Genomic DNA, 13,702 nt, shown 5'->3' on the forward strand with positions numbered 1-13,702 from the left:
GCAATCCACACCGAACCCGGAGGCCCTCCCTCACGCCAAGATCATCCGATCACGTGTCGCCCCGTACCCAACCTCCGTGGTCAATACACCTAGGGACGCGAGATCCCCACGCCGCTGCGGGCGTCGGGACCGTACTTCGCCAGCTCCGCCGCGAGGTCGAGCCGCCCGCTCTTCGCCCGGTCGTCGTCGGTCAGCAGCTCGCGCGGGATGATCCAGACGACCTCGAACTCGAGCCCGCTGGGATCCTTGGCGTACAAGGACTTCGTCGTGCCGTGGTCGGATGAGCCGACCAGCGCGCCGGCGTCGGTCAGCCGGCCGGCGAGCCGTTCGAGGTCGCCGAGCGTGTCGACCTCCCACGCGAGGTGGTACAGCCCCACCGACGTCGCGCCCGCGCCCGAGTCCGCGGCGTGCGAGCCGAGCTCGAACAGGCCGAGGTCGTGGTCGTTGGTCGAGCCGGGCGCCCGCAGGAACGCCGCGCCGCGGTGCGCGTCGCCGCCTTCGATGTAGCCGAAGCCCAGCACGTCCCGGTAGAACGCGACGCTTTCGGCCAGATCCCGGACGTAGAGCACGGCATGGTTCAGGCGGAAGATCGACATCGGGGCTCCCCGCGCGGCACGCAAATCGGTTGAAGTTTCAACTGAAGGCTACCACGAACGACGACACCCAGAGCCGGCCGAGCCAGGCCGCGTACCGCTCATCGGACCACCCCTGGCACTCGACGAGCCGGTGCCACAGCATCCCGTCCGTCGTGGACCACAGCACGTCGCGGCATTCCTCCTCGGCGACCGCGAGCTGCCCGGTCGCCGCGGCCTCGCGCGCGTGCACTCCCATGCTCTCCAGCCGCTGCCGGTCGATCTCGGCGAGCATCGCCGCCGCCGCGGGATCACTCGCCGCCGCGCCGCGCACGGCCAGGTGCAGCCGCGCGGTCCGCCGCATCGCCGCGGTGTTGACGACCGCGAACGCCGCGAACCGGGCCCGCAGGCCGGGCTCGGCGAACACGGCCCGCAGCTCCGGACGCTCCAGCATCGGCACGTCCTCGTCGTCGCCGCCCACCGCCACGTCCCAGGTGCGGTGCAGGAGCGCGGGCTTGTTCTTGAACGCCGAATAAACCGTCTCCGGCGCGACCCCGGCCTCGGCGGCGACGTCCGCGACGGTCGTCCGGCCGTAACCCTTCGTGACGAACAGGGCGTGCGCCGCGGCCAGGATGCGCCGCCGGTTCTCCTTAGCCTGCTCCTGCCGCCGGCTCGAGTCGTAGCGACGCTTGACGGGCCCGCTCATCCGATACATCCTCACTGTATTGAAAACAGTCTGACTGTATTGGAGTCATCATGCCATCACCCACCGACGAGTTCCTGGCCGACGTGGTGCCGCGCCAGACCACCGCCGAACGAGCCCTGCACAACGGGGACGCGGGCCCGCGCACCGCACTGTGGTCGACGGCCGACCCGGTGAGCCTTTTCGGGGCCTGGCTGCCGATCCGGACCGGCTGGGCGGACGTCGGCGACGCTTTCCGCCGCGTCGCCGCCCAGTTCTCCGACTCCCGCGAGTACCGCTTCGAGGTCGTCGCCGCGGGCGCGAGCGGTGACCTCGCCTACACGATCGGCTTCGAGCACAACACCGTGTCGATCAACGGCAGACCGACGACGTACACCCTGCGCGTCACGCACGTGTACCGCCGGGAAGACGGCGAGTGGAAGATCGTCCACCGCCACGGCGACCGGCCACCGGACGAGCCCGCGCCGGAGGGTCCGCTCCACTCTCGGTAGGTCCGGTGACCGACCGGGCGACAAACCTTCGACACCGCATCGAGGCCCTGGCCAGGCGCGCCGGCGGTTCGTAGGGTGGTTCCACCGCAGGGCACCGTGTCAGCTGTCCCGCGGGCGGTGGTGTCCCCGGGTCCGACCTTTCCCCGAAGCCAAGTCCGGGGCCACCACCGCATCACTCAGGCCAGTGGCGTCGCCGGGCGGCCCGCGGCAGAGGCCGGAATCCACCAAGCCCCGTGTACTCCTCGCGCGCCGGAGCACGATCCCGAAGCCATAACTCCGATTTACATACATACACCACGTATGTATTCTGCCCTCATGACGAAGCGGAGCGAATCACTGGGCCAAGAGCACCGGGTCCGGCTACCGGCCGGCGAGGTGCGGTACTTCGAGCGGGGCGAAGGCGCCCCGGTGGTGTTCGTCCACGGGGTGCTGACGAACGCCGAACTGTGGCGGAAGGTGGTGCCGGACGTCGTCGCCGCCGGGTTCCGGTGCCTGGCCCCGGATCTGCCGCTGGGCTCGCACGAAATCCCGATGCGCGCGGACGCCGACCTCTCCCCCACCGGCAACGCCGACCTGATCGCGGACTTCCTCGGCGCGCTAGACCTGCGGGACGTCACGCTCGTCGCGAACGACACCGGCGGCGCGCTGACGCAGATCCTGCTCAGCCGCCGTCCGGAGCGGGTCGCGCGGGTCGTGCTCACGCCGTCCGACTGCTTCGAGTACTTCTTCCCGCCGATCTTCAAGGCGCTGCCGCCGATCGCGCGGATCCCCGGTTCGATGGCGGTGCTCGGGCAGCTGCTGCGGATCCGCGCGCTCTACCCGCTGCCCCTGCTCTTCGGCTGGGTGGTCAAGCGGCCGCTGCCGGACGCCGTCGCGCAGGCCTACCTCTCGCCGCTGCGGAAGTCCACCGGAGTGCGCCGCGACCTGCGCAAGCTGCTGCGGGACGTGCACCCGCGGCACACCCTCGCCGCCGCCGAGGCGCTGCGGACGTTCGACCGGCCGGTGCTGCTCGCGTGGGCCCCGGAGGACAAGCTGTTCCCGATCCGGCTGGCCCACCGGCTCGCCGCGCTGCTGCCGGACGCGAAGGTCGTGGAGATCCCGGACTCCTACACGTTCGTCTCCGAAGACCAGCCCGCCGCGCTGGCCGGGCACATCGCCGAGTTCGCGGGCGTCATGGCAGATTAGGCGGGTGCGACGTACCCAGCAGGACCGTTCCGCCGGCACGAAAGCCGCCCTGGTCGCCGCCGCGCGCGAACTGTTCGCCGCCCGCGGCTACCAGGCCGTCCCGGCGGACGAGATCACCCGCGCCGCCGGCGTCACCCGCGGCGCGCTGTACCACCACTACGCCGACAAGCAGGGCTTGTTCCGCGCCGTCGTCGAAGAGCTGGAACGCGAGCTGACCGAAGAGGTCCGAGCCGCGTTCGCCGGCGGCGCGGACCCGCTGACGGGCATGATGCAGGGCCTCGGCGTCTTCCTCGACGCGTGCCTGCGCGAAGAGGTCCGCTGCATCTCGCTCACCGACGCGCCCGCCGTGCTGGGCTGGGACGTCTGGCGCGAGATCGAGGCGGAGTACGGCCTCGGCCTGATCGTCGCCGTGCTTGAGCAGGCCAGGGCGGACGGGCTGATCGTGGACATGCCCGTCCGGGCCCTGGCCCAGCTGGTGCTCAGCGCGGTGATGGAGGCGGCGAGGATGATCGCCGCAGGCGACGACCCGGCGCGCACCCGCGCCGAGGTCCAGCAGGTCCTCGGCGGCTGGCTCGCGAGCCTCCTGCGTACCTAGTGCGTCCGGTAGGTGCTGAGGATGGCAGGCCCGACCTGCGTGGTCGATACCAGCCGCAGGTCCGCGGGCACTTCGAAGAGCCGCCTGCCCTCGCCCGCGACGCTCGGGAACACGAGCAGGCGGTACTCGTCGACCAGGCCGCGGCGGCCGAGCGCCTGCGCGATCCCGATGGACCCGATGACGATCAGATCGCGCTCGTGACGCTCGACTTCGTCGATGAGATCTCCGTGCAGCAGCGAAGAGTTCTGCCACGCGGACACGTCCTCGAGCGTGCGCGAGGCGACCAGCTTCCGGGCCGCGTTCAGCCGGTCGGGGAACTCACCCGTGCGGCCCGGCCAGAGCTTCGCGAACAGCTCCCACGTCGTCCGGCCGAGCAGCAGGGTTTCGGTGTCGAGCAGCGTGCCGAGCCGGAACTTGTCCCCCGCCACGGCCTCCGGGCCGTGCCGGAAGGCCCAGCCGCCGGCGGCGGTGCCCCCGGCGCCGTCCGGGTCCTCGACGACACCGTCCAGGGTGAGGAACTCGACGACGATCACGCTCATGACCACTCCCGGTGGTTTTCGCCGCGCCCTGGTGGCGCGGCCTCACCGGTACCTACCGGCGGCGGCCGCCGGATTCATCGGCCGCCGCCGGCGGAGTTTCCTAGGCGGTGACGAGCGAGAGGCCGTAGGTCTGCAGGATCTCGTTCACCGGCTGGAACCACGTCTCGCCGCCGGAGCCGCAGTTGCCCCAGCCGCCCGAGGTCACGCCCTGGGCCTGGTCGCCGGTGATGAAGGAGCCGCCGGAGTCACCGGGTTCGGCGCAGACGTTGGTGCGGGTCACCTGGTAGACGGCGCCCTGGGAGTAGTTGACGGTTTCGTTGAGTCCTTCCACGACACCGCAGTGCCAATGCGTCGTCGAGCCCGAGCGGCACACCGAAGTCCCGACCGGCGCGACCCACGAGCCGCGGACGAGCGCGTCGCTCACCGTGCCCCAGCCGAGCACGACCGGCGCGGTCCACCAGCCGTTGCCGATGCGGATGAACGAATAGTCGTTGCCGGGGAAGGAAGAGCCGGCGAAGCTGCCCATCGCGGACCCGTCCCAGCCGACGACCGAGCTGCCCGCGCCGCCGCAGTGGCCGGCGCTGACGAAGCCGCCCTGCACGGAGAAGCCGATCGAGCAACGGGTGTTGCCGTTGATGTAGTAGGGATCGCCACCGACGGTCCCCGCCGACAACGGCTCGGCGGCCGGCGCGGTCGCCACGGTGACCGGGCCCGCTTTGCGCGCTTTCGCCAGGAAGGAATCGACGTCGGCGCCGTGCGCGCCCGGCCGCAGGGTGACGACGACGCTGCCGGCGCGCGGGTCGGTGCGCCAGCCGCTGACGGCCGCCGGCGCGGGGTCGGCCTTGGCGGCGGCGTCGATCGCGGCCTTGGTCGCGTCGAGCTTCGCGGCGCTGGCCTTGGCGGGCGCGGCTTCGGCCCCGGCCTGCCGGACGGCTTGCGCCGCGGCCGGATCGGTCACACCGACGACGAGCTTGCCGAGCGCGGGGTCGAACCAGGCACCACCGAAGGCGGCCCCGGCGGCCTGCTGCGCGGCCGGCATCACCCGTGCGGCGGTGATTTCCTGGCCGAGGCGGGTTTCGGCCTGGGCGGCGGTCAGGCCGAAGTCCCGCTGCATGGCGGCGATCAACCCCGGCGAGGCGACGGCCGGACTGAGGGAGGCGGAGGCGAGTGACGCGGTCAGGACGGCGGCGCCGCCGAGGGCGATGGCGATTCTTCGACGCATGAGGTCTCCTTCGAGGCAGGGGAGGGAAAGAAACTCACCGTGCGCCGAGTGTGCGGGCGGATCGTGGAGGTGGTCCAGATTTGTCCGGTCTTCTGTCCGGAATTCGCGGAGGCGAACGTCTGTCCACTGTAGACTTTTACGCCGAACACAGTGCCTCCCAACGGGTTTCGCGCGCACCGAAGCGGCGCGAACCGGCTTCACCGGTCCACGCCACAGACTGCCACCCCTCATTTACAACGTTGTAAACGGTATGGACCAATTACACCACGGCCCCGGAGTCGAGACCACGAAACGGAGTCAACAGGGCACCAGACGTGCATGACAGTCCCCTGGCGGCTCGGACGGCAGCACGGTCACCGGCACCACGCGGGGCGCCACTTCGGCCGGCTCGCTGACGGCGAAGTAGATCGCCACTCCCGTCGCGACCGTCAGCGCCGCCGAGAGCAGGACCACCACCACCCGGTACCAGCGGAGCGTCTCCACCCGATTGATCGTCGACATCGGCTCCACCTCCTTTCTCCGGAAGCCAGAGTCCCCGCGCGATGAAAAAAGCGGAATTCGCCTTCAGGCGTATTTCGCCGTGACCGGGCGTACCCTGGCCCGCGGAGGCGGCAATGACCGGAACCCTGTCCGAAAAGGATCTTCACGCTCTGTACGCCGCGGCGGAGGACGGACTGCGCGACGACCCCGGCCCGTCGATGCCCTGGGCGACCATGGATGCCTTGCAGGGCTTGGTCCCCTGCGACGCCGTCGGGTTGACCGAGACCGACGTGCCGCACCGGATCATGCGGGCCGAGCAGTGGGTCGACGACGGCGAACGCACTTTCTCGTTCGGCGCCGACGGACCCCTGGCGAAATCGTTCTTCGCGCTCCGCGAGGAATTCCGGCCGTGCGTGTACCCGGAGAAGACCGGTGACCTGACCAGCGTGATCACGTGGTCGGATTTCTACTCGCTCGCCGAGCTGCGCCGGACGCCGTTCTTTTGCGAGATCGAATACCGGTGCCGCCACTGCATGGCCGCGGCGCTGCCGGCGCCACCGGGCGTCGTCCGCCGGATCCTGCTCTACCGCGACCGCGGCCGGGACTTCACCGAACGGGACCGGCTGGTGCTCCGGCTCCTGCGCCCGCACCTGTACGAGGTCTACCTCGACGCCGAGCGCCGGCGGGGCGAGGTTCCCCGGCTGAGCCCGCGCGAGTACGAGGTGCTGCGGCTGGCCGCGCAGGGACGCGGCAACGCCGACATCGCCGCGGAACTGTTCGTGTCGGTGTCGACGGTGCGCAAGCACATGGAGCACATCTTCGACCGCACCGGCGTACGCACCCGGGCGGCCGCCGCCGCGCTCGTCCTGCCCCACCTCGACGCGCTCGGTCCGCGCTGACGTCGTTGACAGTTTTCACTCCGCCAACCAGAATCGTATTTCCTATAGGATTCAGCCTCAGGGGGATCGTTGACCGTCATCACGCGGGCCGAGGGCTTTCTCGTCGACGTCGAGGTCGAGCAGACCCGGACCGACGCCGTGCAGGCGTTCACCTCCCGGGAGACCGTCTTCGTCGAACTGACCACCGACGACGGCGGCAACGGGCTCGGCTACTCCTACACGATCGGCACCGGCGGCAGCTCGGTCGTCGCCCTGCTGAGAGACCACCTGCTCCCCCGGCTCATCGGCCGGGACTCGCGGCTCGTCGAGGCGCTGTGGCGGGACCTCTTCGCCGCCACCCGCGCCACGAGCGTCGGCGCCATCACGTCACTAGCGCTCGCCGCCGTCGACACCGCGCTCTGGGACCTCAAGTGCCGGCGGGCCGGGGAACCGCTGTGGCGCGTCGCCGGCGGGTTCGGGCCGCGTTCCCCTCTACGACACCGAGGGCGGGTGGCTGCACCTGAGCACCGAGGAGCTCGTCGCCGGCGCGAAAGCCGCCGCGACCGCCGGGTGGGGCGGCGTCAAGGTGAAGATCGGCAAGCCCGATGCGAGCGAGGACCTCGAACGGCTCACCGCCGTCCGGGAGGCCGTCGGGCCGCGGCTCGACCTCATGGTGGACGCGAACCAGTCGATGACCGCCGCCGAGGCCGTCCGGCGGGTCGCCAGACTGGACCCGCTCGACCTGTTCTGGCTGGAGGAACCGCTGCCGGCCGACGACGTCTCCGGGCACGTCCGGCTCGCCGCCGCGACCGCCGTCCCGATCGCCGTCGGCGAGTCGCTCTACTCGATCGCGCAGTTCCGCGACTACCTGCACCGCGGCGCCGCGTCGATCGTGCAACCGGACGTGGCGCGAGTCGGCGGCATCACGCCGTGGCTCAAGGTCGCCCACCTGGCCGAAACCTTCAACGTCGACGTCTGCCCGCACTTCCTCATGGAACTGCACGTGAGCCTCGCGGCGGCCGTGCCGAACGGCCGGTACGTCGAGCACATCCCGCAGCTGCGCGCGATCACGCGCACCGGACTCGCCGTCGAAAACGGCCACGCGGTAGCCCCGGAAACGCCCGGGCTCGGAATCGACTGGGATCGCGACGCCATGGACGACCGCCGCACGTCGTGAAAGTCCGGACACGACACCGTCCGGCCACCCGGAAATGGGCGGCCGGACGGTTCTGCGGAAATCAGATTTCGTCGACCTGGTAGGTGACCACCCGCGACGGGACGAGCAGCGCCCCGGCGCATTCCGCGACGGCCGGGCCGAATCCGTACGGCACGAAATCGCCGGCCACGAACCAGAACGCGCTGCCGTTCGCGCAGTGGGCGATCACGCGGTACCCGTAGCCCTCACCCGGAAAGCAGCTGACCGATACGCCTTGCCCGAAGAGCGTTCCGTAGCGCTCGCCGAAACAGCCGAGTGGCGCGAAGTCGCCGCCGGCTGCGGCCGCTGGCACGACCGACAATCCGAACAGCGAAAACGCAGCGACCGCGAGAACCGCCAATTTTCTTCGCATGAACACTCCTCAGCGCACAGAGACCCGACGTTCTGAAGCGTAGGAGCGCGGAAGAATTACCGGCAATTCATCGGGCCAGTGAATACGGCGCAGCGCAAAGTCACCACGCTGCTCCATCCGGGCTAGCCCGCGTCCGAATCGGACGGTCAACGGGCGAACGCGGTCAGGAATCGGTCGCGGAAGGAGTCCATCTTCCAGACCGGCGCCTGCGCGGCGGGGTGCAGGCCGTCCGTCCAGCCCCAGCCGGAGATCCGGTCCAGCACCTTCGGGTCCTTCGCCACGATCGTGATCGGCACGTCGTGCACCGCGCCCTGCGGCGTGACCACCGGCGGCTGGTGGTCGCCGAGGAACACGAGCACCGTGTTCTCGTCGCCGTAGTGCTGCATGAACGAGATGAGCGTCTTCAGCGAGTAGTCGGTGGCGTCGCGGTAGGCCTCGCGGATCTTCGCCGGGTCCTTCCAGACCGACTCCGGCGCCTCCCCCGCGCCCGGCTGCGGCGCGAAGACCGACCCGTCGCCGACCTGGTTCCAGTCCACCAGCCAGGGCCGCGGCGACCACGGCGCGTGGCTGGAGACGAGGTCCACCTCGGCCATCACCGGCTGCTGCGAGGACTTCGCGAGCTCGTTGCGCTGCAACATCGAGAACGTGTACTGGTCCGGCATCGTCGCGTAGGCGAAGCCAGGGCCCTGGTAACCGATGTTCCGGAAGTCGTAGTAGGCGTCCGGGTGGTAGAACCGCTGCCCCTCCGGCCAGTCCTTCGTGTGCGCGGGGACGTCCCAGACCGTCTTCCAGCCCGCCTTCTGGAACGCGCCGCCGAGGGTCAGCCGGTCGCTGTCGAGGAGGTTGTTGTACCGCTGCTGGTTGTCGATCCACATGCCGGACTCGACCGTGGAGTGCGCGAGCCAGCTGCCACCGCCGAACGTCGAGGACGAGAGGAACGCGCTCTTCGCGCCGATGCCCGCCGCCTTCAGCTCGGCGGTGCCCGCGTCGAGCGTCGCGCCGATCTTCGGCGCGAACTCCGGGTCGTCGAGCGCGACACGGCCGTAGCTCTCCACGAACGTCAGGATCACGTTCTTGCCGCTCAGGCCGTTCAGCAGCTGGTCGCCGGCGGTGTTCCGGAACGCGTCCTCGGCCGCCAGTTCGCCGAACGGCCGCTGTTCCCGCAGGTCCGTGCTCACCTGGCGCAGGTCGTCGTAGGCCAGGGCGGCGGCGTTCTGGGCCGCGACCGGCTGCCCCGGCGCGATCTCGACGCCGAGCAGCGAGCAGCCGATCCAGATCACGCCGAGCACGGCCACCACGCGCGTCGCGCCGGTTCGCCGGCCGGCGGCGATCCGGGTCAGCCTCAGCATCGCGAGCACTATGAAGACAACGATCGCGATCGCGAGCACCACAGCCCCGGCCAGCACGGCGTACGTGCCCGCGTCGCCGATTTCCCCGGCGAGGAACTCGACACCCGCGCTGAAGAAGCTCCAGTCGTAAATCGGGTCGAACGGCTTCTCGAGCGTCGCGTAGAAGCCGGTGTCGAGCGCCTTCATCAGGGTGAGCAGCCCGAGCCCCAGCCCGACCAGCACCGCGACGACGCGCCGCGGCCGCGGCGGCAGGACCAGCACGAACGCGGCCACGATCAGGCCTTCCACCGGTATGCGGACCAGCGCTTCCGGCGAGAACGAGTTGAGGTCGTCCGGCGCGAGGAGCGCGAACAGCACCAGGACCGCGGCCAGGACGGTGAGCACCACGCTCGCGACGGCGTGCCGCCGGGCGGCCCGGGGCAGCCCGAAGTCCGGCAGGGGTGCCCCCGCGTCCGGGGTGCGGCGGCGGATACGCCGCGGAAGCGGCAGACCGGTGGTTCCCATCATGGCGCGGCCTCACATCAAGTTCACGGGTCGGCCGCCGGGCCCCTGCGGCGGGGCCGGCGGTCCTCACCGCATATACGGGCCGCGGCGGCGCAGGGTTCACGCCGCCGCGGCACGTCACGCCGCGGGCGGCCAGACGTAGAGCTTTTCCGGGACGATCCGGACGATCAGCCGCCGCGCGTCCGGTTCCGGGGGCGGCGTCTTCCCACCCATGTACCGGTCGTACATTTCGTGCAACAGCACCTTTTCCGGGTCGTCGGTGACCTCGACGCGGCCCCGGATCTCGACGTACCGGCCGGGGTTGCTCGAAACCAGCAGGCTGACCCGCGGGTCGCGCCGCATGTTCCGGGTCTTCAGCCGGCCCTCGATGGTGCTGAACACGACGGTGTCGCCGTCGCGCTTCACGAAGATCACCGACGACTGCGGCCGGCCGTCGGCGTTCGCGGTGGCGATCACCGCCGTGTGCGGGCCGTCGAGCACTTCGCGGGCAGCTCCGGTCAGGGAGACGGTCAGGGGCACGGTCATCGGGAGGTCCCTTCGAGGGTTTCGGACAGCCACTGCCGGAAGGTCAGCAGGCCGGGGTGGAGCTTCCGGACTTCGGCGGGATCGCGCGCACCCGCGTATGCGGCTTCGAAGTCCCGGGTGAACCGGAACATGTTGGCCAGGTCGGCGGGCAGCACGTCCACGGGAACGTCGTCGAACCGCACGGGTTCACCGAGGACGTCGGCGAACCCGGCCGCGAGCTCGGCGCCGGTCAGGTTCCCGCCGGTGATGCTCAGCGTCTCCCCCTCCAGCTCCGGGCGGCGCAAGATCGCGTGAGCGCAGCGGCCGATGTCGGTCACGGCGATCCCGGGCAGCCGCGCGGACCCCAGCGGCAGCGCGACGGCCAGGGTGCCGTCCTCGCCGCGACGCGGGCCGCCGCCGTCGAGGAGGTTCTCCCAGAAGAACGCCGTGCGCAGGAACGTGGTGGGCACGCCTGCGAACTCCGCGTCGGCCGCGCCCTTGGCGTCGTAGTGCGGGACCCGGTAGCCCCCGGCCAGCAGGGGTACCCGGTCGTCGCCGGGCGGGACGACCGTCCGCGTGTCCTCGAACGTCGACCACACCACGTGCGCGACGCCGGTGTCCCGCGCGGCCGCCGCCATCGTCGCGGCGTGCGCCCGTTCCCGTTCCGGCGGGTGTTCCTGGGAGAACGTGACGCAGAAAGCGCCGTACGCGCCGGCGAAAGCCGCCTCGACGGAACCGGGGTCGTCGAGGTCGGCGGTCACGACTTCGGCGCCCAGCCCGGCCAGTTCCTTCGCGCGCGGAGAACCCGCGTCGCGCGTGATGGCCCGGACGGTGAACGCCCCGCCCGGGTCCGCGGCGATCGAACGGGCCAGCCCGCCGCCCTGCCGCCCGGTGGCGCCGACGACGGCGACCACCCGTTTCTCATCGATCGGAGTGCTCATGCCCGTAACGACCGGGCGCGGCGGGGAAAGGAATCGGTCCGTACCCGAACACGCCGTTCCCAAACCCGCGGTGCCGGCTTTCACCCGGGAAAGCGGCGCTATTACCCACGACAGGTGAGTGCTTGCGGCCGTTCGGTTGCGGGCCGGTTGCGCCGGTGTTCTCCTCGGAAGGTCCGAAGCTCGGATTCCCAAGGAAAGGCCCGAGGCGATGAACCTGTTCGACAAGGCGAAGGAAGCGATCGGGAAGAACCCGGACAAGGCCGAGCAAGGTGTCGACAAGGCCGCCGATGCCGCCAAGCAGCGGTTCGGCGACCACGCCGACAAGATCGACCAGGGCTCGGACAAGGTGAAGGACTACCTGCACAAGCAGGGCGGCGGGCAGCAGGACGCGCCTCCGCAGTGAGTCCCGGCCGGTGACCGCCCAGCCGTCCGGGGGAAGCACGCTTCGCTACCCGCGCGGCTGGGTACCACCGGCTCCGTGGTCGCCACCTACCTCGTCCCCGTCCGGACGGCCCTCATCCTCTTCCCGTTCCTCGTGCTGGCCGTCATGCTCCCGGCCGCCTTCGTCAGCTACCGCCGGCGGGGCCGCGCCGGCGGCTGGCCGACGTTCGTCTTCTACGCGTTCCTGTTCTACCTGCTGGCGATCGCCACGCAGACGGTGCTGCCGCTGCCCGCCGATCCGGCGTTCTGCGCGGGCCACACGTACGCGAGTTCTCCGCAGCTGCGGCCTTTCTACTTCGTCGAGGTGGTTTCGCAGCGCGCTCGCGGGCACTGGAGCCCCGGCGCGCTGCTGCACAACCCGGCGGTCTGGACCACCGCGCTCAACGTCGTGATGCTCGCGCCGTTCGGGTTCTACGTCCGCTACGCGCAGCGGATGCGGATCGTGCCCGCGACGCTGATCGGCTTCGGGCTGTCGCTGTTCTTCGAGCTGACGCAGCTGACCGGCCTGTGGTTCGTCTACCCGTGCCCGTACCGGCTGTTCAGCGTCGACGACCTGATCCTCAACACCGCCGGCGTCGTCGTGGGCTGGCTGCTGGCCGGTCCGCTCGGCCGGCTGCTGCCCTCGCCGGAGCCCGAGCACGACCGGCGCCTCGCCGCGAAGGTCACGTTCACCCGGCGGCTGTTCGCGCTGGCCACCGACCTGCTCGGGTTCGCGGCGCTGCTCGGCTTCCTCTTCGGCCTGCTCACGCTGTTCGGCGAGGACCTGGAGCACCGCGACACGCCGGTGGTGATCCTCGCCCTCGTCTGGTTCGTGGTGCTGCCCGCGGTGACCGGGTCGACGCCCGGGAAGCGGGCGATGCTGCTGCGCGTGGTGCGCCGGGGCCGCCGCCGGGCCGGGCCCGTCGCGCTGCTGGTCCGCAACGGCGTCCTGCTGTCGCCGGTGTGGCTCGCGTGGATGCTGCTGGACCTGGACCACTGGGACCTCGGCGCGCACCCTGAGCAGCTGCTCCTGCCCGTCGCGCTGGTGGCGTCGGTGTTCGTCGTGGGCGTCTGGACACCGCTGGCGGTGCTGCTCGACGGCGAGCACCGGGCTCCCTACGAACGGCTGACCCGGACGGTCAACGTCGCCATCGTGCCGCCCGGCGCCCCGGAACCCGGACCGGCGGCCGAGCCGGCCCACCCGGAGAAAGTCCTTAAAGGACCGTGACGACACCGTGCTGCCCGGGATCGGCGGCGCTGGTAGATTGCGCCCGGAGCAGGTCGAGCCGCCGGCCCGCGTCCCCGATTCCCCCATTCTGGAGCCCGCATGACCACCGACGCACTGCGGCCGCGGCAGCGGTTTTCCGGTGACGGCTGGTCCGTGGACGTCCACGACGACGGTGGCCTGGAGACCTACACCCTGCGCGGCGAGTTCGACCTCGCGGTCTCGGCGCAGCTCGCCGACGCGCTCCCGGCCGATCCCGGCGCCCGCCGCGTCGTGCTCGACATGAGCGAGACGGGGGACTGCGACTCCAGCTGCCTGCAGGTCCTGCTGCGGCTGACCGGCCGGCTGCGCGAAGCCGGCGGGCGGCTGGCCATTGTGACGACCGTGCCGGCCGTGCTCCGCCCGATCGAGCGGCTCGGTCTCGGCGACGTCATGCCGCTGCACCCGAGCGTCGCCGCGGTGCGCGCGGCCTGGGAAGAACCATGAATGCCTCCGATACCCGTGTCGGCGGGGCCGGATCCGGGCA

The 13,702-nt window shown here is 71.0% G+C and carries 17 protein-coding genes and 1 pseudogene; 9 read left to right on the forward strand and 9 right to left on the reverse strand.

Annotation, left to right across the window (positions count from 1 at the left end; all coding sequences use genetic code 11):
• Window positions 1-89 precede the first annotated feature (89 nt).
• Both AB0M59_RS46900 and AB0M59_RS46905 read right to left on the reverse strand, forming a co-directional pair.
• Complete coding sequence (locus AB0M59_RS46900; RefSeq protein ID WP_364628673.1) at window positions 90-596, reverse strand: VOC family protein; 507 nt, start codon at window positions 594-596, stop codon at window positions 90-92.
• A 37-nt stretch (window positions 597-633) separates the two neighbouring features.
• Entirely contained in the window at window positions 634-1,278 is a 645-nt protein-coding gene (locus tag AB0M59_RS46905) for a helix-turn-helix domain-containing protein (protein WP_364628676.1), read from the reverse strand.
• A gap of 50 nt (window positions 1,279-1,328) precedes the next feature.
• On the opposite strand from AB0M59_RS46905, the gene AB0M59_RS46910 reads away from it, so the two are divergent.
• From AB0M59_RS46910 to AB0M59_RS46920, 3 genes are all read left to right on the forward strand, one after another.
• A complete protein-coding gene (locus AB0M59_RS46910) occupies window positions 1,329-1,766 on the forward strand; it encodes a nuclear transport factor 2 family protein (RefSeq protein WP_364628678.1) in 438 nt (145 codons plus the stop codon).
• Between the two features lie 315 nt (window positions 1,767-2,081).
• Window positions 2,082-2,951, forward strand: a complete 870-nt coding sequence (locus tag AB0M59_RS46915; RefSeq protein WP_364628681.1) for an alpha/beta fold hydrolase — start codon at window positions 2,082-2,084, stop codon at window positions 2,949-2,951.
• A gap of 4 nt (window positions 2,952-2,955) precedes the next feature.
• Window positions 2,956-3,546 (forward strand): TetR/AcrR family transcriptional regulator, encoded by a 591-nt coding sequence (locus AB0M59_RS46920; protein ID WP_364628684.1) that lies wholly within the window; start codon window positions 2,956-2,958, stop codon window positions 3,544-3,546.
• On the opposite strand, the gene AB0M59_RS46925 is transcribed toward AB0M59_RS46920, so the two are convergent.
• The 3 genes from AB0M59_RS46925 to AB0M59_RS46935 form a co-directional block, all read right to left on the reverse strand.
• Window positions 3,543-4,085: a dihydrofolate reductase family protein gene (locus AB0M59_RS46925; RefSeq protein ID WP_364628687.1), complete on the reverse strand. Its 543-nt coding sequence runs from the start codon at window positions 4,083-4,085 to the stop codon at window positions 3,543-3,545. The two genes, AB0M59_RS46920 and AB0M59_RS46925, sit on opposite strands and share 4 nt — an antisense overlap.
• 100 nt (window positions 4,086-4,185) lie before the next feature.
• Window positions 4,186-5,307, reverse strand: coding sequence for a S1 family peptidase (locus AB0M59_RS46930; RefSeq protein ID WP_364628690.1), 1,122 nt, complete (start codon window positions 5,305-5,307; stop codon window positions 4,186-4,188).
• A 297-nt stretch (window positions 5,308-5,604) separates the two neighbouring features.
• Window positions 5,605-5,808 (reverse strand): hypothetical protein, encoded by a 204-nt coding sequence (locus AB0M59_RS46935; RefSeq protein ID WP_364628693.1) that lies wholly within the window; start codon window positions 5,806-5,808, stop codon window positions 5,605-5,607.
• A 113-nt stretch (window positions 5,809-5,921) separates the two neighbouring features.
• Here AB0M59_RS46935 and AB0M59_RS46940 point away from each other — a divergent pair, with 113 nt between their 5' ends.
• The 3 genes and pseudogenes from AB0M59_RS46940 (at window position 5,922) to AB0M59_RS46950 (ending at window position 7,842) form a co-directional block, all read left to right on the forward strand.
• Window positions 5,922-6,686: a helix-turn-helix transcriptional regulator gene (locus AB0M59_RS46940; protein ID WP_364628696.1), complete on the forward strand. Its 765-nt coding sequence runs from the start codon at window positions 5,922-5,924 to the stop codon at window positions 6,684-6,686.
• A 138-nt stretch (window positions 6,687-6,824) separates the two neighbouring features.
• Window positions 6,825-7,118, forward strand: a pseudogene (locus AB0M59_RS46945) (hypothetical protein); the annotation flags it as partial.
• 67 nt (window positions 7,119-7,185) lie between these two features.
• Entirely contained in the window at window positions 7,186-7,842 is a 657-nt protein-coding gene (locus AB0M59_RS46950) for a mandelate racemase/muconate lactonizing enzyme family protein (RefSeq protein WP_364628823.1), read from the forward strand.
• Between the two features lie 61 nt (window positions 7,843-7,903).
• Here the strand turns inward: AB0M59_RS46950 and AB0M59_RS46955 are convergent, their stop codons facing one another.
• The 4 genes from AB0M59_RS46955 to AB0M59_RS46970 form a co-directional block, all read right to left on the reverse strand.
• Window positions 7,904-8,233 carry a hypothetical protein gene (locus tag AB0M59_RS46955; protein ID WP_364628699.1) on the reverse strand — a complete coding sequence of 110 codons (330 nt, stop codon included), beginning with the start codon at window positions 8,231-8,233 and terminating at the stop codon, window positions 7,904-7,906.
• A 146-nt stretch (window positions 8,234-8,379) separates the two neighbouring features.
• A complete protein-coding gene (locus AB0M59_RS46960; protein WP_364628701.1) occupies window positions 8,380-10,089 on the reverse strand; it encodes a sulfatase in 1,710 nt (569 codons plus the stop codon).
• A 114-nt stretch (window positions 10,090-10,203) separates the two neighbouring features.
• Window positions 10,204-10,611, reverse strand: coding sequence for a PPOX class F420-dependent oxidoreductase (locus AB0M59_RS46965; RefSeq protein WP_364628704.1), 408 nt, complete (start codon window positions 10,609-10,611; stop codon window positions 10,204-10,206).
• On the reverse strand, window positions 10,608-11,531 hold the full coding sequence (locus tag AB0M59_RS46970) for an NmrA family NAD(P)-binding protein (protein WP_364628706.1): 924 nt from the start codon (window positions 11,529-11,531) through the stop codon (window positions 10,608-10,610). The genes AB0M59_RS46965 and AB0M59_RS46970 overlap by 4 nt, the downstream gene beginning before the upstream one ends.
• Window positions 11,532-11,739: 208 nt before the next feature.
• Between AB0M59_RS46970 and AB0M59_RS46975 the strand changes: the two genes are divergently transcribed.
• The 3 genes from AB0M59_RS46975 to AB0M59_RS46985 all read left to right on the forward strand — a co-directional run bounded on the left by AB0M59_RS46975 (window position 11,740) and on the right by AB0M59_RS46985 (window position 13,662).
• Window positions 11,740-11,934 carry an antitoxin gene (locus AB0M59_RS46975; RefSeq protein ID WP_364628709.1) on the forward strand — a complete coding sequence of 65 codons (195 nt, stop codon included), beginning with the start codon at window positions 11,740-11,742 and terminating at the stop codon, window positions 11,932-11,934.
• Window positions 11,935-12,009: 75 nt separating this feature from the next.
• Window positions 12,010-13,179, forward strand: a complete 1,170-nt coding sequence (locus tag AB0M59_RS46980; protein ID WP_364628711.1) for a VanZ family protein — start codon at window positions 12,010-12,012, stop codon at window positions 13,177-13,179.
• A gap of 99 nt (window positions 13,180-13,278) precedes the next feature.
• On the forward strand, window positions 13,279-13,662 hold the full coding sequence (locus tag AB0M59_RS46985) for an STAS domain-containing protein (protein ID WP_364628714.1): 384 nt from the start codon (window positions 13,279-13,281) through the stop codon (window positions 13,660-13,662).
• The last annotated feature ends 40 nt before the right edge of the window (window positions 13,663-13,702 follow it).

The sequence above is a fragment of the Amycolatopsis sp. NPDC051371 genome, from assembly GCF_040682155.1.
Classification (GTDB): Bacteria; Actinomycetota; Actinomycetes; order Mycobacteriales; family Pseudonocardiaceae; genus Amycolatopsis.

Coding starts and splice junctions, on each gene's coding strand:
- AB0M59_RS46900 (WP_364628673.1), bottom strand. CDS start 596: ATGTCGATCTTCCGCCTGAACCATGCCGTGCTCTACGTCCGGGATCTG.
- AB0M59_RS46905 (WP_364628676.1), bottom strand. CDS start 1,278: ATGAGCGGGCCCGTCAAGCGTCGCTACGACTCGAGCCGGCGGCAGGAG.
- AB0M59_RS46910 (WP_364628678.1), top strand. CDS start 1,329: ATGCCATCACCCACCGACGAGTTCCTGGCCGACGTGGTGCCGCGCCAG.
- AB0M59_RS46915 (WP_364628681.1), top strand. CDS start 2,082: ATGACGAAGCGGAGCGAATCACTGGGCCAAGAGCACCGGGTCCGGCTA.
- AB0M59_RS46925 (WP_364628687.1), bottom strand. CDS start 4,085: ATGAGCGTGATCGTCGTCGAGTTCCTCACCCTGGACGGTGTCGTCGAG.
- AB0M59_RS46930 (WP_364628690.1), bottom strand. CDS start 5,307: ATGCGTCGAAGAATCGCCATCGCCCTCGGCGGCGCCGCCGTCCTGACC.
- AB0M59_RS46935 (WP_364628693.1), bottom strand. CDS start 5,808: ATGTCGACGATCAATCGGGTGGAGACGCTCCGCTGGTACCGGGTGGTG.
- AB0M59_RS46940 (WP_364628696.1), top strand. CDS start 5,922: ATGACCGGAACCCTGTCCGAAAAGGATCTTCACGCTCTGTACGCCGCG.
- AB0M59_RS46955 (WP_364628699.1), bottom strand. CDS start 8,233: ATGCGAAGAAAATTGGCGGTTCTCGCGGTCGCTGCGTTTTCGCTGTTC.
- AB0M59_RS46960 (WP_364628701.1), bottom strand. CDS start 10,089: ATGATGGGAACCACCGGTCTGCCGCTTCCGCGGCGTATCCGCCGCCGC.
- AB0M59_RS46965 (WP_364628704.1), bottom strand. CDS start 10,611: ATGACCGTGCCCCTGACCGTCTCCCTGACCGGAGCTGCCCGCGAAGTG.
- AB0M59_RS46970 (WP_364628706.1), bottom strand. CDS start 11,531: ATGAGCACTCCGATCGATGAGAAACGGGTGGTCGCCGTCGTCGGCGCC.
- AB0M59_RS46975 (WP_364628709.1), top strand. CDS start 11,740: ATGAACCTGTTCGACAAGGCGAAGGAAGCGATCGGGAAGAACCCGGAC.
- AB0M59_RS46985 (WP_364628714.1), top strand. CDS start 13,279: ATGACCACCGACGCACTGCGGCCGCGGCAGCGGTTTTCCGGTGACGGC.